General features: G+C 50.4%; 21 protein-coding genes. 8 read left to right on the top strand and 13 right to left on the bottom strand.

The features are described from left to right. Positions 1-186: 186 nt before the first annotated feature. Positions 187-1101, top strand: a complete 915-nt coding sequence (locus OZ401_RS21955; RefSeq protein ID WP_341470669.1) for a DMT family transporter — start codon at positions 187-189, stop codon at positions 1099-1101. 282 nt (positions 1102-1383) lie between these two features. Next, a complete protein-coding gene (locus OZ401_RS21960; RefSeq protein WP_341470670.1) occupies positions 1384-2010 on the top strand; it encodes a hypothetical protein in 627 nt (208 codons plus the stop codon). A 104-nt stretch (positions 2011-2114) separates the two neighbouring features. Here OZ401_RS21960 and OZ401_RS21965 read toward each other — a convergent pair whose 3' ends face one another. The 3 genes from OZ401_RS21965 to OZ401_RS21975 all read right to left on the bottom strand — a co-directional run bounded on the left by OZ401_RS21965 (position 2115) and on the right by OZ401_RS21975 (position 5480). After that, positions 2115-3476, bottom strand: a complete 1362-nt coding sequence (locus tag OZ401_RS21965) for a hypothetical protein (RefSeq protein WP_341470671.1) — start codon at positions 3474-3476, stop codon at positions 2115-2117. Between the two features lie 85 nt (positions 3477-3561). Beyond that, positions 3562-3690: a hypothetical protein gene (locus OZ401_RS21970; protein ID WP_341470672.1), complete on the bottom strand. Its 129-nt coding sequence runs from the start codon at positions 3688-3690 to the stop codon at positions 3562-3564. After that, positions 3681-5480 (bottom strand): hypothetical protein, encoded by a 1800-nt coding sequence (locus OZ401_RS21975; protein WP_341470673.1) that lies wholly within the window; start codon positions 5478-5480, stop codon positions 3681-3683. Before OZ401_RS21975 ends, OZ401_RS21970 begins: the two co-directional genes overlap by 10 nt. A gap of 347 nt (positions 5481-5827) precedes the next feature. Between OZ401_RS21975 and OZ401_RS21980 the strand changes: the two genes are divergently transcribed. The 4 genes from OZ401_RS21980 to OZ401_RS21995 all read left to right on the top strand — a co-directional run bounded on the left by OZ401_RS21980 (position 5828) and on the right by OZ401_RS21995 (position 12087). Continuing rightward, entirely contained in the window at positions 5828-7234 is a 1407-nt protein-coding gene (locus OZ401_RS21980) for a C39 family peptidase (RefSeq protein WP_341470674.1), read from the top strand. A 298-nt stretch (positions 7235-7532) separates the two neighbouring features. Next, positions 7533-8744: a 1-deoxy-D-xylulose-5-phosphate reductoisomerase gene (locus tag OZ401_RS21985; protein ID WP_341470675.1), complete on the top strand. Its 1212-nt coding sequence runs from the start codon at positions 7533-7535 to the stop codon at positions 8742-8744. Between the two features lie 26 nt (positions 8745-8770). Next, positions 8771-10306: a site-2 protease family protein gene (locus OZ401_RS21990; protein ID WP_341470676.1), complete on the top strand. Its 1536-nt coding sequence runs from the start codon at positions 8771-8773 to the stop codon at positions 10304-10306. Between the two features lie 332 nt (positions 10307-10638). Next, a complete protein-coding gene (locus tag OZ401_RS21995) occupies positions 10639-12087 on the top strand; it encodes a DUF512 domain-containing protein (RefSeq protein ID WP_341470677.1) in 1449 nt (482 codons plus the stop codon). 146 nt (positions 12088-12233) lie between these two features. Here OZ401_RS21995 and OZ401_RS22000 read toward each other — a convergent pair whose 3' ends face one another. The 10 genes from OZ401_RS22000 to OZ401_RS22045 all read right to left on the bottom strand — a co-directional run bounded on the left by OZ401_RS22000 (position 12234) and on the right by OZ401_RS22045 (position 22016). Further along, positions 12234-12842, bottom strand: a complete 609-nt coding sequence (locus OZ401_RS22000; protein WP_341470678.1) for a hypothetical protein — start codon at positions 12840-12842, stop codon at positions 12234-12236. Positions 12843-12847: 5 nt separating this feature from the next. Next, entirely contained in the window at positions 12848-13384 is a 537-nt protein-coding gene (locus OZ401_RS22005; RefSeq protein WP_341470679.1) for an NUDIX hydrolase, read from the bottom strand. Positions 13385-13386: 2 nt separating this feature from the next. Then, complete coding sequence (locus OZ401_RS22010) at positions 13387-14319, bottom strand: PSP1 domain-containing protein (RefSeq protein ID WP_341470680.1); 933 nt, start codon at positions 14317-14319, stop codon at positions 13387-13389. 207 nt (positions 14320-14526) lie between these two features. Next, complete coding sequence (gene holB / locus OZ401_RS22015) at positions 14527-15570, bottom strand: DNA polymerase III subunit delta' (protein WP_341470681.1); 1044 nt, start codon at positions 15568-15570, stop codon at positions 14527-14529. A gap of 1 nt (position 15571) precedes the next feature. Next, positions 15572-16075, bottom strand: coding sequence for a PaaI family thioesterase (locus OZ401_RS22020; protein WP_341470682.1), 504 nt, complete (start codon positions 16073-16075; stop codon positions 15572-15574). An 8-nt stretch (positions 16076-16083) separates the two neighbouring features. Then, positions 16084-17127 carry a nuclease-related domain-containing protein gene (locus OZ401_RS22025; RefSeq protein WP_341470683.1) on the bottom strand — a complete coding sequence of 348 codons (1044 nt, stop codon included), beginning with the start codon at positions 17125-17127 and terminating at the stop codon, positions 16084-16086. Positions 17128-17179: 52 nt separating this feature from the next. After that, positions 17180-17566 (bottom strand): antibiotic biosynthesis monooxygenase, encoded by a 387-nt coding sequence (locus tag OZ401_RS22030; RefSeq protein WP_341470684.1) that lies wholly within the window; start codon positions 17564-17566, stop codon positions 17180-17182. 6 nt (positions 17567-17572) lie between these two features. Then, a complete protein-coding gene (fabF, locus tag OZ401_RS22035; RefSeq protein WP_341470685.1) occupies positions 17573-19114 on the bottom strand; it encodes a beta-ketoacyl-ACP synthase II in 1542 nt (513 codons plus the stop codon). Between the two features lie 398 nt (positions 19115-19512). Further along, entirely contained in the window at positions 19513-20505 is a 993-nt protein-coding gene (locus OZ401_RS22040; RefSeq protein ID WP_341470686.1) for a 2-dehydropantoate 2-reductase, read from the bottom strand. After that, entirely contained in the window at positions 20505-22016 is a 1512-nt protein-coding gene (locus tag OZ401_RS22045; protein ID WP_341470687.1) for an acyl--CoA ligase, read from the bottom strand. Before OZ401_RS22045 ends, OZ401_RS22040 begins: the two co-directional genes overlap by 1 nt. A gap of 191 nt (positions 22017-22207) precedes the next feature. On the opposite strand from OZ401_RS22045, the gene OZ401_RS22050 reads away from it, so the two are divergent. Further along, positions 22208-22948: a DUF4386 family protein gene (locus tag OZ401_RS22050; RefSeq protein WP_341470688.1), complete on the top strand. Its 741-nt coding sequence runs from the start codon at positions 22208-22210 to the stop codon at positions 22946-22948. Positions 22949-22985: 37 nt separating this feature from the next. Continuing rightward, complete coding sequence (locus OZ401_RS22055; protein ID WP_341470689.1) at positions 22986-23666, top strand: DUF4386 domain-containing protein; 681 nt, start codon at positions 22986-22988, stop codon at positions 23664-23666. Positions 23667-23707: the final 41 nt, after the last annotated feature.

Raw genomic sequence — 23707 nt, forward strand, 5'->3', positions numbered from 1 at the left:
ATGTAATTTCAGGGTTAGGACGAGGGGCAGTAGCACGCCACCTACTATTATAAATACGCCATTTAGCGGGGACTGTACGCGCAAGATACGGATAGAATTAAACCCTTGGGCTTGCTATGCTAGATAACAACACCACCCGGTATAGGCTTACCGGCACGTAACACACAATCTTGGAGGATTAACGCAGTGAAAGCTAAAGACCTTGGAATGTTATTAGTATTGGCAACCCTGTGGGGCGGCTCTTTTCTGTTTATGCGAGTAGCCGCGCCTGAACTGGGTCCGGTGCTGCTTATAGAACTGCGGGTATTGATTGCGGGGCTGTTGCTTTTGGCATACGCTCGCCTCACCCGCTTTGATTTGGAAATCCGAAAGTATTGGAAACCCTATCTGGTTATCGGGCTGCTGAATTCCGCCCTACCTTTCACCTTGATAGCCACCGCCGAATTGCATTTGACCGCCGGATTCGCCGCGATTCTCAACGCTTCCACTCCTCTTTTCGGCGCACTTGTCGCCGCCGCTTGGCTGAAAGAGCCGATTTCGGGCAAAAAAGGGGTGGGGCTGGCGCTTGGGTTAGCGGGCGTTATGATTGTCATGGGCTGGAGTCCCTTCACCCTTGATACAATCTTGGTGCTATCCATTCTTTCCTCGCTATTCGCTGCCACTTCATACGGACTGGCAAGCGTTTACACCAAAATAGCCACCAAAGGCGTGCGCCCGCTGGCATTATCCACTTGCAGTCAGCTATCCGCCGCTCTTTTCCTGTTGCCGATTGCGCCCTTTACGATGCCCAATCACTTTCCTTCGCTAACGGTAGTGCTAGCAGTAACCGCGCTGGCGGTATTTTCAACCGCCTTTGCTTTTCTGCTCTACTTCCGCCTCATTGCGAATATCGGTCCTACGCGCACCCTTACCGTAACCTTCCTCGCTCCGGTTTTTGGCGTAATTTGGGGGGTATTGCTGCTAAACGAACCGCTTAGCCTAAGCACTTTGCTAGGTTTTGCGGTGGTGCTGTCAGGGGTTGGCTTGGTGGTAGGGCTTAAAATCCCCTTGTTGGGTGGCAATGCCGGACGCAAATCTGATGCAGCGATGTTGCCAAAATAAGTTAAACACGGGCGTATTCAAATACGCCCCTATCTTTTTCCACCGCTTTGTGATGACAACTCTACGTTCAAATCTTAACTCTGCTATACTGTATTTTAATAACTATGTACCGTATTCTCCTGAAATAGGAATTTCATACACCAATATTAATACTTATGACAGAAAATACTAAAATAACCTATTACTTTGCACTTCCTCGTAACACTGCTCAGGTTAGGCTTATTGGTATAGGCTTTAAGGTATTGTGCTCTTAAAAGCACAAATTACAGAAGGAGAGTTATTATGATGAAATTTCGCAACTTAAGTATTCTTGTAGTAGTTCTTCTGTTAATGGTAGTGCTGGCAGCCTGTGGGGATAGCCCAACTGCTACTACTGTTCCAACCACCACGGCGGCTGTTACCACCACTGCTGCTGCTACTGCTCCCAAAGCGGCTGCAACCACCACGACTGTTGCAACCATCACTGCCGCTAGTGCTACCAAAGTGGCTGCTACCACCACTGTTGCCACGACTGCCGCCACTGGTGGGGATGCCGATTTACCCACCTTCGCTGGTGCTACTGTCGTGACCTTGCCGGACAATATGCAAAGCCAGTCTATGAAGTTATTTGGTTCAGTAATAAAAAATATCAAGGTTAGTGGTTACAAAGTATCTACCAATATGGCTACTTTGAAAAATAGCTTACCCAAGGCATTTTCAGATGCAGGTTGGGCTGATGCTGTTTCCTTACTTCCGGCAGGAACTTTCTCTGGTCTGGAAACAACCGGTCAATTTGTACAAGCTTACCAGAAAAATAAAAAGGTAGTAATTGTAGTTGCGTACCCTAGTTCTTTGATGTCTCCCCTTGTTCCTGAGTTAACAGCTACTGATAATCTCTTTGTCTTGTATGTCGGAGAGCCTGCTGGTTAAGCCTAATTTGATTGTGGATTAACTATATGCAGCAAACAAAAGCGGCACTAACTTTTGCCGCTGATGAAAAAAACTAGAATTGGAACAGATGATTTGAATACGCCCTAGGTTTGGTTTACCGTTATCCGCTGGCGGAGGCTTGGGTCGGGTGGCGCGCCTGGGTTGGGCAATTCCGAATCCATGTGCGCCAGAAAAGCTTCGATGAAGTCGCGAAGGGTGGCGTTTTCGCAGAAACCGCTCGACAGGGTGAGCTTTTCCTTGAAACTGCTGACCGCTATAAACATGCCCGGTGGGTAAACAATCGGACCTAAAGCGTAGGAATCCACCACCGCCACCTCTCCAAAGTTAAGGCGCGCCGCCTCGGTTATCCCAAAATTGGATAAAACCCCTACCGATTTGCCCGTTTTCACCGTATTCTCGCGTATCTTCCGCGCCGCTTTCTCAATCAGGGGAAAGCCCGTCTTTGCTGACATCGAGAACAGCGCGATTGTGCCAACGCCGGGATATTCCACTTTGAACTGATTCATGGCATTGCGCGTTCGTAGCAGCGTACCCTCGAAAGATTCGCCCGGTTCGTACGCCAGCGAGGGGAAAACCGCCCCGGTCATATTGCAGATGGCAGCGGTGCGCCCCTCTGGAATGAAACGCCGCAAATTAACTGGAACCATCACATTGAAAGCTTGCCCCGCGTGTGGTGCGCTCGATGCCGCCATCGCTCGGTAAAATGCCGCCAACAGCACATCGTTAACCGTTGCCCCACGCGCCTTGCCATAGTCGCGAATTGCCGCAAACCGTTCCGGCGCAAAGTGCTTGAGCACAAAGCGGCGTTCAGCCTCAGTATCACCCTCTACATAGGGGCAACCCCACGTAATAGCGGACGGTCTTGCCGATACCAGCGCCTTTACCAACGCCTCCGCCCCCAAATGCTTTAACAACTGCTGCTGGCTGCGACTGCCCTTGTTTGGCTTCGGGAAAAATTCCGGCTGTTGTTCCAAACGACGGTACAACGCCGCCAACAGGTAACAAACATCACGCGCCCCGGTTGCGTCCGTCACCACATGGTTAATCCGCACATGCAACGTATCGGTGACAGCGCGGAAGATACATGCCGACACCAACGGGTCAACCTTCGGGTCGATGGGTTCCGCCGCAAACGCCAGCATATCCGCTTCGGGCTGGTTGGTTTTCACCACTCGGCACAGCGTCAGCGCATCCAAATCTTTGCGCCTTTGCCAGAAAGGAAAACCCCCGGTGGTGACAAAGCGGCAACCGAGAGTCGGCTCAAGCTCCATCAACAAGCGCACCGCCCGCGCCATGCGCCGCTCATCCAGCCGTCCCGAAAAGTGGAAAACATAGTGAATCTGCTGGTCGCCTACTTCTCGAATTAGATAATTCAGCAAATCCTGAGTGGCTGCCGGAAATCGCTGCGACAGCTTCGGAAACCTAGCAAGCTCAAAAGGTTTCATTGAATCCTCAATTTCAATCCTTGTGTACATCTAGCTTTATTATTTCGCTGAATTATACCGAATTTAGCCCGCGCATGTCAGTAGCTTATACATCGTGTCGGTGGCGCAAGGTCGGTATCATTGCATCGTTTTGGTAGGGGCGCATTCCGATGCGCCCGGTTTTTATCCCATCGCGGGCGTATTCAAATACTGCGCGGGGACGCGTTACGACCAACCCTTCTCACGCAAAAGGGCGTTGCCAAGCAAGCCGAGCAACACCTCGTAGCGAGTTCCGGCGTTTTCGGGATGCCATTCGAAGCGATTGCGCTCGAAATATTGCACCACGTAGGTTTTGCCGTCATCCGGGTTCACTTCATAGAACTCCTCGCTGATGGGGTAGCCGTACCACGAGAGTCCTCCGTAAGTTTCCCAGTACGCCTTGAAGCTGTTGCGAAGGTTGTGCCCGGTTTGGGGAAAATAGGTCGCGCCCGGATAGTGCATATCGGCAAAATAGTTGAACGCGCCATGCCCGTTCGCCCGTTGCGGTTCGGTGAGTTGCACTCCAAGCAAGCCGAGCAACACCTCGTAGGGCGTGCCTTTATTCTCAGGATGATACTCTAAACGCGCCCGTTCGAAATATTGGACGGTGTAAATCTTGCCATCGCTAGGGTTCACCTCGCGGAAAGGCTCAGTTTTGGCGAAACCGAGTTGTGGAACATCCCCGTGCATGCGCCAGTAATCTAGAAAAACACCGGAGAGATTGTGACGAGTTTCGGTAAAAAAGTAAGCGTTGCCAGCCGCCGCGTTGGTGGTCAAGTCTTTTCCGGCAAAGCTCAGGTCGAAGGTATAGAGTCGCTTGTCTTTAAGCCCTACCATAAAATAGGGCGCATAGGGGCTGATTGCCAAGCTTGTCATGTTCGCGCCTAGCTTGCGCCAGCTTTTGCCGGCATCGGGAGAATACCACAGGTCGCCGCTGCCGTCAGAGTTTGACATGAACAAATTATCCTGGGCAGAAGACATGCTTAAAATCTGCGGATAAATGCCGTTCAAGGCATAGGGCAGGGGCAAAGGTTGCCAGCTTTGGGCGTTATCGCGAGAGCTTTCCAATTGGAGAGATTTAGTAAACCGCACCAGCCCGTTATTGGTATAGAAAACTAAGCCGTAGTTTGGCTGATTGTTGGTCATAAGTTGCGAGAAAGTTTTCGCGCCATCGAACGAAATATAGGTGGTGATGAGGCTGTTGCGTACCCCTGTGCCAATATCGAATTGCAAGAGATTGGCGGGGGTAGAGTTTCCGCTAGGCTGATAAAAAGTGATCCATTGCGAGAAAGTTAATAGCGGGCTGTGGTAACGGGTTTCCCAAGTGACCCCCGCATCCGCCGAGAAATAGATGGTAAAGCCGTATTGCGAAGATGCTTCCGCTATTCTATCAACCACCAGCGCATAGATAGAGCGTCCATCTGCTCCGGTGGTCACCAGTTTCATTACGTGTTCGTCAAACTGCTGTCCGCGCTCGACCCAACTAATGCCGCCGTCATCGCTGGCAAAAATCGAGCCAAAGCGAAGGTTATTGCTATTACTAAAGGTTGGTTTAATTGTCAGAGAATAAACCTGTTGGCTGCCATCGGTGGCAAGCGCGGTGGGAATATGCTCAATCGGTACGCCCTGCGGTTCAGCTTTGCTATAGCGCACCGCTTTATTCTGGTTGTAATCAAACTTATAGGTAAAACCGTTGTATTCATTGCAATAGTCGAAGGCTGCCTCGGAATGCGAAACCTGCCCGGTGGCAAGATTGTAAGAGTTTGTGCCTACCGTTTCCCAGTTGGGGTCGGCGTTGGTTGACATAATAACGTTGGGTTGCGCTCCGTCAAAGCAGTATCCGCCAGATTTATTGAGGTAATTGGTGCCGGTATCGTGCCAACCTTGTGGCGCGTCAGCCGCTTGTGCCGTTCCTAGCGTGGCGGCGCACACCGTAACCAACATAGTAATTGCCAATAATGCGCTAAGTCTCCAGTTCGTTTTCATATCGCATCCTTTCATAGATAATTATCCTAAATATGAAACGTAGCATAAACAACGAGGTTGCTTTAAACCAAGTAACGCCTTGTTAACCGGAGCTATTATAACCCCCATTTTTAATTAAAGAATCAACATTTTTAACTACCTAATTTATTTCCGCTCTAGTACCATGTCGCTAAAAGTTCTATTGAAACCTAAACCGATTCAAGTTACTATGAGATAGGTTTATGGTTTTGGCAAATAATATTATGCAGCTTATTACTCAAGGAGGCACAACTACAGAACAGTTACAGTAACTTTGAACTGAAGGTTTTAACTATCGTCACAGTAGAGTCTTTATATGGAGTTAATTAATGAAACGCATTTTTATACTTCTAGGGATTGCCCTGTTTCTAAGTATAATTCCAGCAACCTCAGTAGCGGCTGCCTCCTCCCCATGGATTAGCTCAGTCGGTTGCCCGAGTTCAGCAGATCAATGGCAGTCATTCAACTGCAATCCCTCAATCAGTGGTACGGTCACTTCGCGCTCATGGTCAGCGCCGGGTGGTTCTCCTTCCAGCGGATCAGGCTCAAGCTTCTCCACTAGCTTTAACTCAACAGGCACTAAAACAATTACGCTACGGGCTTGTAACGGCTCTCTTTGTATGAGCAAGGCTCTGAATGTTACTATCTATTCACTAAACTGGTCTGTGAGCCTATCAGCCAGCAAAACCAATCCGCAAGCTAACGAGTCGGTTACCCTCACTGCCAATGTCAATTATGATGTTGGTCCAACAGCCTATGGTACTCAAATCTATAATGCAAGCAATGGCGCAGTAGTGGTGAACTGTTCTTCAGGACGTAGTTGCTCTGCTCAAGTTTCAGCCTCTGGCGTTGGCTACGCTTACCGTGCCCGTATTGGTATGTTCAATGGTTCTGCCACTCAAACTACCTCTAATACGGTTACTATAAATTGGTCTGCCCCACCACCGACGCTTAATGCTCTTGGTTGTCCTACTTCAGCCAGTCAGGGACAATCTTTCAGTTGTAATCCTTCCACCAGCGGTAATATCACTTCTCGCGCATGGTCAGCGTCAGGGGGGAATCCTTCCAGTGGTTCAGGCTCAAGCTTCACTACCAACTTTAACTCCTCTGGTACAAAGACGATTTCTCTAACAGTTTGCAACGGCTCTGTGTGTATCAACAGATCTCAGTCGGTGACAATAAATTATTCAAGTCAAACCAAAACCCTAACAACTGTTCCTTATGTCAACCAAATAACTGCACAAGGGAAGCTTGTTAATGGCTTATGGTATCTTTGCGGACCTTCCAGCACCGCTATGATACTCGGTTACTATGGTAAGAGTAGCAATCCGACCTACGATGCCGGTAATTCCCTGAAAAGTATCTATGACACCACTAATGGAACTAGATGGGATCTAATGTCTAAAGCTCTTAGGGATCGGGGGGTACAGAACAGCGGTGCACTTGGAACGCTAACCTTCGATCAAATCGTGGCTGAAATTGATGCCAACCACCCTGTCATCTATGGGGTTTGGTATAGTGGTGGTGGTCATGTTTCAGTAATTGTCGGCTACGACAAAACTGATAAAACCATCATTGTTAACGACCCATTTGGCGCTTGGGGTTGGTGGAGTAATAGCAGCTTAATCAATACCCTCACGGTGAATAAAGGCAAAAACCAGAAGTATTACTATGACAGGCTTTTGAATGGTTCAGCCGGAGCCCGCTTTGGCAATATGATGAAAACTTGGATGTAAGGGTTTTCATTAACTCAGGAAGTGCGGCACAGACGATTTTTACGCAAAATTCTGTGCCGCTGTCGCCTTTTTCCATACGACCAACGGCGCAAAAGCAAGCCCAACAACACCTCGAAGCGCGTCCCCGCGTTTTTGTGCCACTCCCACACGCGGGCGCACCTTCTCTGATTTTACCGCAATACTACACAAAGCGAGGCAAGGTTGGCATTGTTTTATCTGTTATAATTGACAATGAATCGGGCAAATATCGGTGTCCTTTCTTTATTGTCATATTGGAGAGGTTGGGAAAAAGGATATTATGACCAAGCGAATTGCGCTATTAGGCTGTACAGGGTCGATCGGTCAACAGACTCTCGATGTAATAAGTTGCCATCCTGAGAAATTCCAGATAACCAGTATTGCTGCAAGCCGAATAAGTGATACCCTGAAACAGCAAGTAGCCACTTATAAGCCCAAACGGGTCGGTATCGGTGGGCAGACCGAAGAACCTTTTGAGGTGAGCGGCTATGAACCGCGCCCCGATGTAGTGTATGGCAATGAAGGGCTGGTGCAACTGGCGCTTGATCCCGAAGTTGATATTGTGGTGGTCGCTACCAGCGGGCAGCATGGTTTTGCCCCTACCCTTGCCGCGTTAAAAGCGGGTAAGCAAGTCGCGCTGGCGAATAAAGAAGTGCTGGTAATGGCGGGAGAATTGGTGACGGAACAGGCGCACAAGAGCGGTATTCAGCTTCGCCCCATTGATAGCGAGCATAGCGCCATCTGGCAATCGCTGTCGGGCGAAGGGCTTGCCAACGAACATGGCGAGGAAAATTGGTCACAGGCGAACGATAAAGTGCGCCGCCTCATCCTGACCGCTTCGGGCGGACCTTTCCGCTCTTTCACAAAAGAACAAATGGCGAATGTCACGGTTGAGCAAGCTATGAAGCACCCCAACTGGAATATGGGTCCTAAAATTACGATAGATTCGGCGACACTTTTTAACAAAGGTTTGGAAGTAATCGAGGCGCATTGGCTCTTTGGCTTGCCCTATGACAAAGTAGATGTGGTGGTTCACTCACAGAGCATCATCCACAGCATGGTCGAGTTCGTGGATGGCTCGGTGAAGGCGCAATTAGGCACGCCCGATATGCGTTTGCCGATTCAATATGCCTTGGGCTATCCCGAACGCCTTGCCAACGATTACCCCCGCCTTGATTTTACAAAGTTGCGCGAGTTGAATTTTGAATTGCCCGACACCGAGCGTTTCCCCGCGTTGCGTCTTGCTTACGAAGCCGGACGGCGCGGCGGCACTTATCCTACCGTGTTGGCGGCAGCAGATGAGGAAGCGGTGCGCTTGTTCCATGAGCGCAAAATCACTTATCTGGGCATTGCCGATTTGGTAGAGCGCACCCTTGACGCGCATAACCCTGTAGCGCATCCCACCCTTGAAGATATTGCCGAAGCCGATCGGTGGGCGCGCCATTTTGCAAGTAATTTCAGTAGTCGTGGTTCCGCCGCCTCAATCGGGTAGGCGGAAGCGGCTAGAGGTAGTTATATATGAACTGGCTCTGGTTTATTCCTGTTCTTCTGGTAATGGTTATTATTCACGAATTCGGGCATTTCATCACCGCCCGGATGTTCGGGATGAAAGTACATGAATTTGGGATTGGCTTTCCGCCCAAAATTTGGTCTAAAAAGACTAAAGACGGGATGGAATGGTCGATAAACGCGCTCCCTATCGGCGGTTTTGTCCGAATCGAGGGCGAAAACGGCGATAGTGACGACCCCAACAGCTTTGGCAAAAAGCCCACATGGCAACGCGCGATAGTGCTTTGCGCCGGGCCTTTTATGAATCTGGTGCTGGCGTTCGCTATATATCTGATACTGGCGGGTGGCGGCAAGGATGTTCCCGCCGGACCGGTTGCCATTTCCAAAGTTGAACCCGGCTCTCCGGCGGCAACCGCCGGGCTGTTGGCGGGGGATATTATCCTGAAGGTAAATTCTACCGAAGTTAATAATACCCGTGATGTGTCTATCGAGACGCGCTTAAATCGCAGCCAGCCGATTGTTTTCACGCTCAAACGTGGCAATCAAATCGTTAGCACTACTATTAAAGGACGCACCAACCCTCCCGATGGTGAAGGTACAATCGGGGTGCAGATGGGCTATGTGTTCGACTCGCTAAGGCTTGCGATAGACGCGCCAGCCTATGATTTGAAGGCGGGCGATGTGCTGACCATGATTGACGGTAAGCCCCTTGCCACTAATCTGGATTTGCTGAATTACACCCGCGATGTGGATAAAAGTACGGTTGAAGCTACCGTGCAGCGGGTTACCAACGGCAAAACCGAGACTCTAACCCGCACTTTGGCAGTCAAGTTATACGTGAACTACGTATATACTGAATCGGATGCCTCGCGCCAGAAATTGCCCGTTGATGCTCAAATCATTGCGCTGAACGATCAGAAGGTCAATACTGCGACCGAATACATAAAAATAATGACCGCCAATCAAGGGCAAGATGTAAAAATCAGCTACATTGACCCCAAGAGCAAGGCGGAAAAAGCGATTACCATCATCGCGAATTATACCGATACCAGCGGCGTAAATAATCGTTCGCCGCGTCCTTCTACCATTATAGATGGCTTGCCGATTAGCCAGATGCGGCATGTTCCGCTCAATCCTCTGGAGTGGGTGGGCGAAGCGTGGGGACAAACCACCTACGCCATTGGCTTGATTCCGCGTAGCTTCGAAGGGGTTTTCAACGGCTCTATCGGTTTGGAGAGCTTTGCCGGACCGGTGGGCATGGCGCAAATAACCGACCAGATTGTTGATACGGGCGGTTTCATGGCAATGATTTCGCTGATGGCGTTGCTATCGGTGAACTTGGGCATTGTGAACATCCTGCCTTTACCCGCGCTGGATGGCGGACGGCTCATTTTCGTGCTGATAGAGATGGTTTCGCGCCGCCGGGTGCCGCCCGATAAAGAAGGCATGGTGCATCTGGTAGGGATGGTGGCGTTGCTATCACTCATGCTGGTCTTTACTTGGAACGATATTGCTCGTCTGATTACCGGGGCTGGTTTCAGCTAGGACTTAATCCGGCAAGAAAACCGCTATAAAAATCGGTTCTCATGGGAATTGGTTCGTAGGGGCGCATTCCGATGCGCCCTTTTAAATTAGAGACAATTTGCTCAAGCCCTTTAAGAAATTAATCCGTAACTATGTGAGATTTCCGAAGGGCGGTTCGCGAACCGCCCCTACAAAACGACCCCCATGGGAATTGGTTCGTAGGGGCGCATCGCGATGCGCCCGCGTTTGATGGTAAAATCTGATGGGTTTACCCCAAACCCCCTTTTACGGATTTAATTGTTAATCTTCTTGAGCAAGTTGCCTGATAAAATACTTAGATAAGGTTCTTGAAGTTGGATATATCGAATCATCACTCTGGCAAAAAAAGCCAAAGAGATAAAATAATCGCGGTTGCTGCCGACTCGGTGGCGGAACGCGCCGGAATAAGAGCGGGTGACCGCTTGTTGGCGATAAACGGCAAGCCCGTACGCGATATGATTGACTATCAGTTTGGAGCGGTGGATGCACGCGCTCGCCTGACTCTTGTGCGGGATGGCGAGAACGGCAAATCTATCCGGCTTGAGGTGCGCTTGAAAAACCGCGAAGGTGAACCGCTTGGTCTGGAATTTGCCGAACCAACCTTTGACGGTATTCGCGTCTGCAATAACGATTGCCCCTTCTGCTTTGTGTACCGCACTCCTAAAGGGTTTCGCCCCGGTCTTTATATAAAAGATGATGACTACCGTTATTCCTTTATGTATGGCGGTTTCGTGACCTTAACCAATCTCAAAGAGGAAGACTGGCAGCGGATTTTTGAGCAGCGTTTAACGCCCTTGTATGTTTCGGTGCATAGCACTGAGCTTGCGATGCGCCGCCGTTTGTTGGGCAATTCCACTGCGCCGGATATTCTGGAACAAATCAGACGCTTGGGCGAGGGTGGTATTCAGGTTCATACGCAAGTGGTGATTGTGCCAACCGTGAATGATGGGGCGCATCTGGAAAAGACCATTGCCGATTTGGCGAAGCTCTACCCTACGGTTCAGACGATTGCGGTTGTCCCGGTGGGTTTGGCGGGTGGCGATGGCTATGAAGGTGATCGGCGGCGCAGCTTTCGGGCGCATGGGCGCGGCTTTGAAAATACCGCCAGCCTGCCGATGCGGACTTATCGCCCGGATGAAGCCGAAAAAGTAATTGCGCTGGCGCACGCTTACCAGAAGCGATTCAAGAAAGAAAAAGGCGTTGCGCTGCTCTATCTTTCCGATGAGTTTTACCTGTTGTGTGGGCAAGAAGTGCCGGGACGCGCCCACTACGAGGATTTCGAGCAAATCGAGAACGGGGTCGGCTTGGTGCGCCGCTTCCTAGAGGATTGGAAGAAAACCGAAAAGAAATTACCCGCCGCTCTTTCGCAGCCGCTTAACGCTACGCTGGTGACGGCGCGCCTAATTACCCCCACTTTTCAAGCAATCATCGAGCGGTTAAATCGGGTTGAGGGCTTGCGGCTTAATCTGCTGACGGTGCAAAACCCTGAGCTTGGCGCAACCATTACGGTGGCGGGTTTGCTGAGCGGGCGCGATGTGCGCGAGGCTTTGCTGGAGTTTGCGCGTAGTGGGCATGAGGTCGGCGAATTGGTGTTCTTGCCACAGGTTATGTTGGATAAAAAAGGCTTTGGCGCGCGCTTTCTCGATGACCTTACTCCCTCCGACATCGCGCAGGCAACCGGGCGTGAAGTGGTTACGGCGAGTTACATGAGCGAGGTTTGGGAATCCATCCGCGCTCACGTTTCAAAGGTTGTACCGATTTAGAACGCCGGGCGTATTTAACGAGGGTTGAGTTAAATCCCGCGGAATTTACCATCAAACGCTAGAACCATATCCGAACGAGGCGATTTTAATTCGTAGGGGCGTATTTGAATACGCCCTTCGTTGGACGCATATGCCCGCGGTTTCTCTCAAAATAGCGCGGTGACGCTTTGATGAATTTGGGGAACATAACCCGCCGCTATGATTCGCACCAGTGAGGGCGGGGTTAGCACGCTAACTTCCCGGTCGGCTGGTCGCGCCACCCGCTTTATGTAACCGCCTGCCGTCCATTCCGCTAAACAATCCCCTTGAATTAGGTAAGGTTTGCGCTCTAGGGCGATAAAGCAGCCATCGGGTAGGGTGTCCAAGCGGGCGCGGCGGGTTTCTAAGGGCGACACGCGCTCTCGGTGCAAAAGCGCATCCACTTCATCAATGCTGTGAATGGGCGCAATAGCGGTTTGCCAAAGCGTGGTAAATTCCCGGTAGGCTTCGCGACGACACAGGGCGCAGGGGCGATGTCCCGCTGCTAGGGCGGTGGCTTCATCCAGAAAGAAAAGCTGAGTGTAGCGTCCCGGCTTCATTATTTCCAGCCTTATGCCTTTATATTCCAGTAGGCAAATAATCCAACGCTTCACGGCGAATGGTCGCACCAACTCGCGCCGTTCATTGTGCAAGCAGCCGCGATTACCCATAAATGCGCCGCGTTCTGGGGTGGCAATGATTTCGCCAAAAGGGGTGACGCGATTCTGTAGCGGCATGGAATTTAAACGTGGTTGAGTGAGAGCGAGACGGTAAGCGACCAACTTAGCAGCTTGAACTCGCCGGAAACCAACGCATCGGCTATTTCTTCGCGGTTGAGATAAATCAATTCAAGCTCTTCGAGGTCATCGCTTTCGGCTTTACCCGAAAAACGGGCGTTGCGCGCCAAATAAAGATGCGCACTACCCGCGCCGCGATTGCCGTCCACGATATATTTACCCAACGAAACCCAATCGCGCGATTCGTAGCCCATCTCTTCCAGCAATTCGCGCTTGGCAGCCAGCAAAGGGTCTTCGCCCGGTTCGATGTAACCGCCCACCGTTGCCAGCGTAATCCCCTCAACCGCGTATTTGGTCTGACGGAAGCACAGAAATTGCCCATCTTCGGTCACCGCCAGCACGTTCACAAAATCGGGCGTGATTACCCACGGCCATTGGGGGATGGTGCGCCCATCGGGCAGTTCTACGGTATGATCTTCCACCGTCAGAAACTTACCGCGTTCCAGCACCTTTTCGCGTGCGATAGTTTTCCAGTTTTCCACGCTTAATCTTCCTTGAGGAATTGCAAATCTTCGGGGTCTTCTACCTCGAAAACGGTATCGGTATCGGCATCGTATCCGCCCACCAAGGTGGATTGCTCTTTTTCTTCGATGGTCAGTTCTCGATGGGGTAATTCGCTAAAAGCCCCATTATCAAAGGTTACGGTTACCGTTTGCTTGAGAATGTTGCGCCCTACTACCGCGCCGCTACCCTGCGCCCCGCACACCCGATCGCCCACTTTTGGCATATTCTCTTTCATTTTTTCGTACATGGGGTGTTCGTAGCTGAGGCAGCATAACAAACGACCGCATACCCCGGTTATTTTCGAGGGATTGAGCGGCAAATCTTGATCTTTGGCAGTTTTAATCGAAACCGGAGGAAATTCTGATGCCCAAGTAGAGCAGCACAGCGTTTCACCGCATTTACCCACGCCCCCCACCAGTTTGGCTTTATCGCGCACCCCGATTTGTCTTAACTCAATGCGAGTGCGGAAAATGCTGGCAAGGTCACGCACCAGTTGGCGAAAATCCACCCGCGTGTCGGCGGTAAAAAAGAAAGTTACCTTGCTGCCATCGTAGTTCCACTCACACTCTACCAAGCGCATCGGAATGAGGAAAACCTTAACCCGCTCGGCGCATTTCACCAGCGATTCTTTGTTGCGGGCGCGATAGCTGAGTTGTCGATTTACATCGTCCTCGTTGGCAATGCGCAGAATGGGCTTGAGCGGTTCGGCGAGTTGGCTGGCAGTGATACTGCGCGGCGGCAAAACTACTCGCGCCATTTCAGTATTGCGCCCAACCTCAATTACCACCCAATCATCGGGTTTTAATTCAAGCTCTCCGGGGTCGAAGTATTGGAGTTTACCGTTAGGCTTGAAGCGCACCGCTACCGTGCGGAAAGTATCTTTATTTTGATTTTGTATATCTTGAATTGTCATTTATTTTTCCCCGTTTCACTACATCTCATTGAACGCGGGTTATTGAGAAGCCCCCCGAACGCCGGGCGCATTGGAAATGAATTAACTCTCATGAGATTTGGTTCGTAGGGGCGATTCGAGAATCGCCCTTCTTTATTTGCCACAATCCTAACGATATTACCAACCACACGCGGGCGTGTCGAGCCACGCCCCTACGAACCGGGAACGTTATGCCTTTGGCAATTTATTGATGAACAAATCGCCTAACGCAAGGCGCGGCATCACATTCGCTTCGAGTTCTGCCTGCGCGTGGGTGATACCTAAAAGCATATCTTTTATTTGAATGGGCGAAAAACGCCCGGCTTGCTCTTTTAAGGTATCCAGCTTATCTACATTAGAAATATGCGCAGGTAGATTCTGGCGCACCAACGCCAAATCTCGCCACCAACCCAACCAAATATTTAACATGACCAGCACCGAGGTGCGCTTATTGCCGCCGCTTTGCCAACGCGCGGTAAGCGTATCGGCAAAGGACAGCCGTTTAACCCGGTCGGCAGGTAGCAATTCTTCAAGGTGCATCAAGGCTTCATCGCGGTCATTGATGCGCTGTTTGGTAGTGTCGCGATACTCCTCCAACGCCCAACCGGGTCTTCCGGCAGACAACGCCGCGAGCATATGCGCCTCATTTTTGCTTGCCCCTTCGCTAAGTAATGACCGGGCAATTTCCTCGCGTGGCACAGGTCGCAACTCGATTATTTGGCAACGGCTTACGATAGTTGGGAGCATTGGGCGATCACTATCCGCCAGCAAAATCAAAACGGCGCGGTCGGGCGGTTCTTCTAGCGTTTTGAGGAAAGCGTTGGCGGCAGCGGTTTGCATTGTTTCGGCATCGCGGATGATGATGACGCGCCAGCCTATTTCATGGGGGGGGCGACTAACTTCATGGCTGATATAGCGCACCGAGTCTATTTTTAGGTTTTGCCCGGCGTTACCCTCTTTGACTCCCTCGCTGCGGGTTTGCCATTCCAGCCCTAATACTGTAACGTCAGAGTGTTTGTTTTCTTCGATGAGGCGACAGGGGCGACACTCGCCGCAATAGCGCAAGCCATATTTTTTTGCAGGAGGGTTTTCGCAACCGAGCGCGAGGGCAAAATCCAACGCCAACCTAAACTTGCCGACTCCCGCCGGACCTCGTAACAGGTAAGCGTGGGTAACTTTTTCGGTGTCTATGCAATTTTGCAGAAAACTAACTGCCCAGCCGTGTCCAATCATATCACTGCCTGTTTTTTGCCAGCCACTCTTCCCATTCGGCGAAATCTCCGCCCACCGATTTGATAATTTCGTGGCGGGTTGCATCGGGTAAACGCACGAATAAGCCGCTTGCTTCGGCGGTAACTTCGCCTGTTTCAACGACTTGGATTCGTCCGCGCATTTCCATTGCCCGTCCGGCATCGCGCACTAATTCGCCGCTGATACGCAATTTTTGACCTAAAGGAGTCGGCTTACGGAATTTTACTTCGAGCTTTCCGGTTGAAACCCACTTATCATAGAGAAAAGCCACGCGGGATATGGTTTCATCTAAAACGGTGGTGATGATGCCACCATGTAAGATACCGGGCCAACTCTGGTAGTATTCCGAGGGCGTAAATTCAGTCCAGACCTGCGTTTTGTTATTGTAGAAATCCAGCCGCAACCCGGCAGGGTTATTTCTACCACACACAAAGCAGAAATCCGAAGCGGGTTGACGCGAAACTTCGCCGGAATCTAGGTCATTCATCGCTTAAACTATTTCCTACGCTTAGCAGGGTCTCCGAATGCGCCCGGATTTGGCTTTTTCAAGGGTTCTACCGCTGCCTTGCGGGGTTTTTCTTCGGACACTTTAGCCGGGAGCGGTTTGCCGTTCAAGCCAACCCGCTGACCGGGCTGTGGCGCTGCGCCCGCGCTCGGTTTGCGCTCGCTCGGTTTCTTCTTCTCATCTTTTACTTTGGTTTTGGCAACTCGCGCGGCTTCTACCGCTAATTCCTGCTCTCGTTCCATTTGGAGGCGCTTATGGGCGGGCATGCTCAATAATTCCAGCGCTTCTGCCTGTTCTTCTTGCGGTAATTGCCCGATCAGCAGTTTTTCTATTTCAAACTGCTCCTCTGCGGTCATGCTCAATTCGGTTTGCCATTGGCGCACTGCTTCTCGCAAATCACTGTTCATGCAGACCGGGAAGCTCATTTCTGAAACGTTTTCAATGGTAGCGCGAGGGTTATTAAGCACTACGATGCCATCGGTGGGTATATCAAAACCTTTTTGCTCAAACCAAGTGCGCAGCCGTTTGCATTGGCGGCTCAGTTCTTGGCTTGGATTACCGATACCGGGTTCGCCAATAGTGCCGATAGAATTTACAAAACCGCGTTTCATGCGATAAAGGTCGCGTCCGGCTTTTAACTTGCCCAGTTGCCCCTTCATATTAATAAGGATGATACCCTGCGGAGTGACCAGCATATGCTCAATCGAGATTCCGGCGATATTCAGATAGTTGTAAAGGTGGAAGCGGGAAGGCGAGCCTTTAAGCTGTCTATCAATATCCTGTTCTTCGGATAAGAGCCTGTAACCGCCGACAGCGTGGCGGCGATTGTTATAAGCGCCACGTTTACTTAGAAAAATCCCTAGAAAGAGTAGGGGATAGCCAAAAATGATGATAAAAAAAGCGCCCTGTGGGCTACCACCGGCTATTAGTAGGGTTAGCATAGAGCCAAGTAGCCCTGCTACACCCCCCCAGAACATGATGCGATTATTGCGGATTCGTTTGTTTAATTCGGCTTTATTGGTTACAACAAACACAGCCAGACTCCCGATTTCATTTGATATAGAAAGCAACTACCCGCCGATTGCTTCAATTTTCTGGGATAAAGTTGATCTTAGGCGTGCCGGGCGGGAATTCGGCATCAATCAATAAAGTCATGTTATGGCGGCGGGCAGGAGTGGCAGTATCCACCCATTTTTCTACAACTGCCTTGTTTTGCTGCTGCCAAGTAAGTAACGCTTGCCCGCCTTTAGCCCACCAATTATTGTAGGCTTCACGACTTTCATAGATCGTCATCGCCATGTATTTGTTGACATCTTCGCCTTCCTGAATACGGAAAAGCTTTACTGATAACACTCCCGGCACTTCCCTGTACTGGGGCAAAATCCCGTTTCTGGTTAGTTCTTCTAGGTCGCTAGCGCGTGCGCCCGCCCGCACTTCCCAGATAACAATAGTGTAAAAATGACCTTCTGCCATTGGGAATCACCTCTTAGCCTCAGGACTCTCAGGTGTATATTTCTTGAAAATTAGACAAGCGTTTTGACCACCAAACCCAAAGGAATTACTCATTCCAATGTTGATTTTAAACGGTCTGGCGCGATTTGGTACATAATCAAGGTCGCAGTCCGGGTCGGGATTGTCTAGATTTATAGTAGGATGTATCAACTCTTCCTGCATCATGGTAATCGTGGCGATAGCTTCTACGCCTCCCGCTCCGCCCAATAGATGCCCAATCATAGATTTGGTGCTGCTGATTGGAATCTGGTAGGCGTAATCTCCAAAAACCTTTTTTATCGCTACGGTTTCCATTTTATCATTTTTTTCGGTGCTAGTGCCGTGTGCATTGATGTAATCTATGTCGCGGGGGGCTAATCCGGCACGATGAATGGCGCGGCGCATTGCTCTGACTGCGCCGAAGGAGTCGGGGTCGGGGTCGGTCAGATGATAAGCATCGTTGGTGGCGGCGAAACCGATCACTTCCGCATAGATTCGCGCCCCTCTTGCCAGCGCATGTTCCAGATTTTCCAGAACTACAATTCCTGCGCCTTCACTGGGTACGAATCCATCGCGGTCTCGATCAAAGGGGCGGCTGGCTTGAGTAGGTCGCTCGTTGTATTTGCTGCTCATCGCCCGCATAACGCTAAAACTGGCAAGCCCTAATTCGCTGATAGGGGCTTCACAACCGCCCGTAATCATTACTTCGGCATCCCCACGCCGGATTACTTCCGCCGCTTCTCCGATTGATTGGGTGCTGCTGGCGCAGGCGGTGACTATCGTGCCGTTATAACCTTTTATGCCTGCTTGCAAAGCCACTTGGCTGCTGGACATGTTCGGCAAGATTATGGGGATGAAGAAAGGGCTAAGGCGCATCCCGCCTTTTTCCATTAGAGTACGTGCGCCCTGTTCAACTTCAGGGAAAGCGCAGTTACCTACTCCCAGTAAAACCCCATAATCTTCGGCTACATCATCTTCGATTTTTAAGTTGGCATCTTTGATAGCTTGGAAACTGGCAGCGACCGCAAATTGGCTGGCTCTGGACATGCGGCGGGCATCTTTAGTATCTATAAATTTCTTTGGATCCCACTCTTTTACTTCTCCGGCTATTTTGGTAGGATACCCCTCGGTTTTGCTCAGCGTCATGGGGGCGATACCGCTTTGCCCTTTGCGAAGCCCTGCCCAAAACTCTTCTACGCTATAGCCTAGTGGGTTGATAGTGCCAAGCCCGGTAACTACTACGCGCCGTTTTTCTTTTTCGCCAGAATCGGCTAACACCGCTTGCGGTTCGGTAGTAATTATAGTGGCGGTTCCACTCATCTTTCCGATGATGTCGTTCAGTAAACTATCAATTTTACTTTCTATATCATTATCTTCGGGATACTCGCGTTTATTTTCAAGCCGCGCCAAGTCAAGTCCTACTTGTGCCAAGCGGGTTTTAAGCTCATTTACTTCAGCCTTGTTAAGGTTTCGCCATTTGCTGCGTTCGTTGTCCATAAGGCTTTCGCCTCGGTCTCCTTTGCTAGACATTTTTTCCCCTTACCCTGAATTCATTCGGAATTGCCGAAATACCGGGTTTTTGAGGTTATTCTCTGCACTCTTCCAACATATCATTTTGGAGCTTTCAGAAAGAATATGGTATCAATTATGGCTGTTACTTTAGCATAATCAAGTCACCTTAGCAAACAATATTAGTAGTACACAGTCCGGACACAGAATTAATGAAAAGAGGTGCAGGGGAAATTCCCCGCCGGGGTAATAGGGATGTCCCCTATAAATCCTCTCTCTCTTTTCCCCCTTGAGGGGGTTAGGGGGTGAATAATTACCAATATTAATAGGTACGACCCAACAAACGAAGGGCGCATTCTGATACGCCTGCGTGCGATTGGCAAATTCTGATGGATTTACCGCAACTAGATTTAATGGCGTTAACCCACATGCGGGGGCGTTTGTAATGTGCGCTCGAGCAATTTTACCGCCGCATACATCGCCTCTAGGTGTGGAGTTGGTACGCCCACCAACCTGCCCAACTCTACCACTGCCCCCACGATAGCCTCTATTTCGGTGGGTCGTCCGCTCTCAATGTCTTGCAACATCGAAGTTTTGTGCGCCCCTATTTTCTCAGCGCCCGCAATGCGCTGCTCAAGCGAAATCCCGAAATCTATACCCAATTTCTCGGCGATAAGCTGCGCTTCATACATCATGTCGTGTGCCAATTGGCGGGTCAGGGGATAGCGGCAAATATCCTCCAGCGTAGCGCGGGTTAACGCACTGATAGGGTTAAAGGCGAGATTGCCCCACAGCTTAACCCACAACTCAGCGCGAATACGCGGACGAATCGGCGCTTTCAAACCCGCGCTATTAATCGCTTGCGCCAGCCTAGCAATCCGTTCGGTTTTTGCGCCGTCAAGTTCGCCTAGCGAAAACCTATCCCCTTCCAGATGGCGCACCACGCCCGGTTCTGCCAGTTCTGCTGCCGGGTACACCACACAGCCAATCACACGCTCAAGCTCGATATTGGCTTCTATCACGCCGCCGGGGTCAACCGCCTCGATGCGGTACTGCTCATAGGGGCTATCCAACTTGCGGAAATACCACCAAGGCACGCCGTTTTGCGCCAAAACCACCATTGTAGTGGGGCTATACATTGCGCGCATTGCCGGAGCAATGGCAGAAAGGCTATGCGCTTTGAGCGTCACAATAACCGCCTCTTGCTCTCCGGCTTCGCGCATATCGGCGGTGGCATGCACATTCTTTGCCAAATATTCTGTACCGTCTGCCTCTAGCAATTTCAAGCCGTTGCGCCGGATTGCCTCAAGGTGCGCCCCTCGCGCAATTAGCGTCACTTCCTCGCCGGAAAGAGCCAATTTCGCGCCAAGATAGCCGCCTATCGCGCCCGCGCCCACAATCGCGATTCTCATTAATCCCCCGTGATGTTGAGCAGTTTCGCCATGTTTATGCGCTGCAATTTTCCGGTTGCACCGCGAGGTATTTCGCTCACAAAATAAATCTTGCGCGGCACTTTGAATTCCGCCAACAAGGTTTGGCAATAGGCGCGCAACTCGCTTTCGCTTGCTTCGCCCTTCAGAACCACCGCTGCATGCACTTCTTCGCCCAAAGTTTTGTGTGGAACGGCAAAGGCAAGCGCTTCGGCTACGGCGGGGTGGCGCAGCAAAATATCGTCAATTTCGAGCGGTGAAATCTTCTCCCCACCCCGATTGATAAGCTCTTTGATGCGCCCGGTCAGCGATAGATAGCCGTCCGCATCAATAAGCCCTTGGTCGCCCGTGCGAAACCAACCCTTCACAAAGGCGGCGGCGTTGGCATCAGGATTATTTTCGTAGCCGTCCACCACATTTGCCCCCTTTACCACGATTTCGCCGATTGTACCGTTTGGCAGCAGATTGCCCGCCTCATCCATAATCCCGATTTCTACCCCAAAGCCGTAGCCCACCGAACCGCCTTTGTGAGGAGCGGGCGGGAGCGGGTTGGATGCCATTTGGTGGGTTGCCTCCGTCATGCCGTAGGATTCCAGCACAGGTGCGCCGAATAATGCCTCGATACGTTCCATTATAATGGGCGGTAAAGGCGCAGAGCTAGAGCGGATAAAGCGGAAAGGGTTCGCCTTGATTACCTCCAGATTGCGCTCAGCACGCGCCAATAACATTTGGTGCATGGTGGGGACAGCCGAATACCAGGTGGGCTTGAATTTATCCACGATGCCCCAAAATTCCATTGCATTGAAACCGTTCGGGCAAACCAGCGTACCGCCTGAAGCAAGGGTGGAGAGCATCGAGGCAATGATGCCGTGAATGTGGAAAAGCGGCATCACACACAGGGCGGTATCGGCTTCACTCAGGTTGTATGTGCCGATAATGTTGCGGGCAGAAGCCGCCATATTGCGATGGCGAATCGGCACGCGCTTGGGGCGGCTGGTAGTGCCGCTGGTGTGCAGAATCATCGCCACATCTTCGGATTGCGCCAGTTCCACCGGACGCGCCTCTGCGCCCCCGCTTTCCAGCCGAAACGAAACGCTTCCCGCCTCATCGGAAACCGCGCTAATCACCGCCATGCCGGGCAACAACGCCGCATGTGCCGCTTCTAACGTACCGGGAAAAGTGATTAATGCCTTTGCTTGGGTATCCTCATAGTAAAAAGCAAACTCATCCTGTTTGTACTTCGGGTTTAGAGGCGCAGCCGTCCCGCACATCGCCGCCGCAAAGAAAGCAATAATTAGTTCGGGGCTATTTGGCATGGCAATCGCAATGCGGTCGCCTCGTCCCAAGCCATAACCATTGAGGGTTGCCGCCAAAGCGGTGATATTCCCTTTCAATTGCGCGTAGGTCAGGGAGGGTTTATCGGGCGCAACCAACGCGGGCTGTTCATCCGCGCCTGCCAGTAAATCGAGCAATGTTTTTTCTTGGAGAGTCATTTTACCTTCTCTTACATTCGGTTTGATTATTATGGCAAGGGGGAAAATTATATTTTCCGAGCGACTGGCATGCAACCCACAAAGAGTTAGGCGATACCGACAAAATGCCCTGAAACAATGCCTGAAAAGTAGGGTCTAAATAGTGTGACATTTAATTGTGCGCCCACCGACAATAGGAAAAGAGAATCAGCATGTTAGAAACAAAACAAAACCAGCGCAACGTGACCGGAATTGTTGAGACGCGCTGGCAAGAGCTTTACCGCATCGGCTTTATAGCGAGTGTTGCTTTTCCGCTAATGATTCTAATCGCGGTTATCGCCTATTTCATCTATCCTTATACACCGGGAACGACCGATGTGGCAAACATCTTTACCGACCTTCAAAACAACAGGTTAGCAGGCTTGGTAAAACTGGATCTTACCGTGCCAATCATCCTACCAATTTTGATTCTGCAATTTCTTGCCTTGTACATTGCGCTCAAACGGGTTAATGAATCGTATGCCTTAATTGCTTTAGTTTTGGGGTTAATGAGTGTCGTATTATGGTTTACCGCAAGACCGCTAGTTGAAATGACCAACCTCAGCGATAAATATGCCGCCGCGACCAGCGATACGGCGAAAAGTCAGTATCTGGCAGCCGGAGAAGCTTTCAACGCGCTCTTCAACGGTACAAACTGGATGTTATCTCAATTCCTTATCGGCATTTCCTATCTTATTAGTATTCTGCTCATGTTTCGGGGCAAAATCTTTAGTAAAGTCACCGCTTACGTGGGTCTTGCCAACACTCTTGCCGGATTTTGTTTTCTTATTCCTGTGATAGGTAGCATAGCCTTGATGCTGAGTACAATCGGTGGCGCAGTTTGGAACATCCTATTGGCGCGAGACTTTTACCGATTGGGTTGGGGCAAATCCAAAGCTTCTCAAGTGGTCTAACAAGAAAAATGTAGTAGGAACTTCAAAGGAGTATGAAATGTATTCAAACGAAGAAACCGCTAAGAGCGCTCCCAGAATTTTAGGCGCGATGTTTTTGATTGTTATTGTTATCAGCTTGGTTAGTGGTGTTGTGCTCAGTCTATCCGGTAGTATATCCGATATTCTTGTTAAGATTTCAGATAACCTTACCTTGATGCGAATCAGCATTTTGTTTGGGCTGCTTAACAGCCTCGGAATTGTTGCTCTGGCAAGTCTGCTTTATACCGTCTTAAACCAACAGAACAGAATCATTGCGCTTGTAGCTTTGGGATTGTGGCTGTCAGAAGCAATATTTTATGCCATCAGCCAGATAGGAGCATTTGCCCTGATACCCCTAAGCCAAGATTTCGTTAAAGCCGGAACTCCAGAGCATTCCTTCTATCAAACTTTGGGTGATTTCTTGTATTTTGGGGTTGACAAGCAAGCAGTTACGATACACATGTGGTTCTATTGCTTAGGTGGCATACTGTGGTATTTCTTGTTTTATAAATCAAAGTTTATCCCAAGTGCTATATCTCTCTTTGGTCTTATAGCAGCCTCTTTGGGATTGGTTGGAGTTGTGTGTGAATTTTTAGGCGCTGAAGTTCCGATATTTGTTTACCTTCCACTCCTCCCGTTTGAATTAACCATCGGGCTATGGCTTATGCTCAGGGGCATAAAGGATAGTTCAAAAATATAGGTAACTACACCGAATTAACGAAAAGGGAGTTAAATTCGTAG

It is taken from the genome of Candidatus Chlorohelix allophototropha, from assembly GCF_030389965.1.
GTDB classification, from domain to species: Bacteria; Chloroflexota; Chloroflexia; order Chloroheliales; family Chloroheliaceae; genus Chlorohelix; species Chlorohelix allophototropha.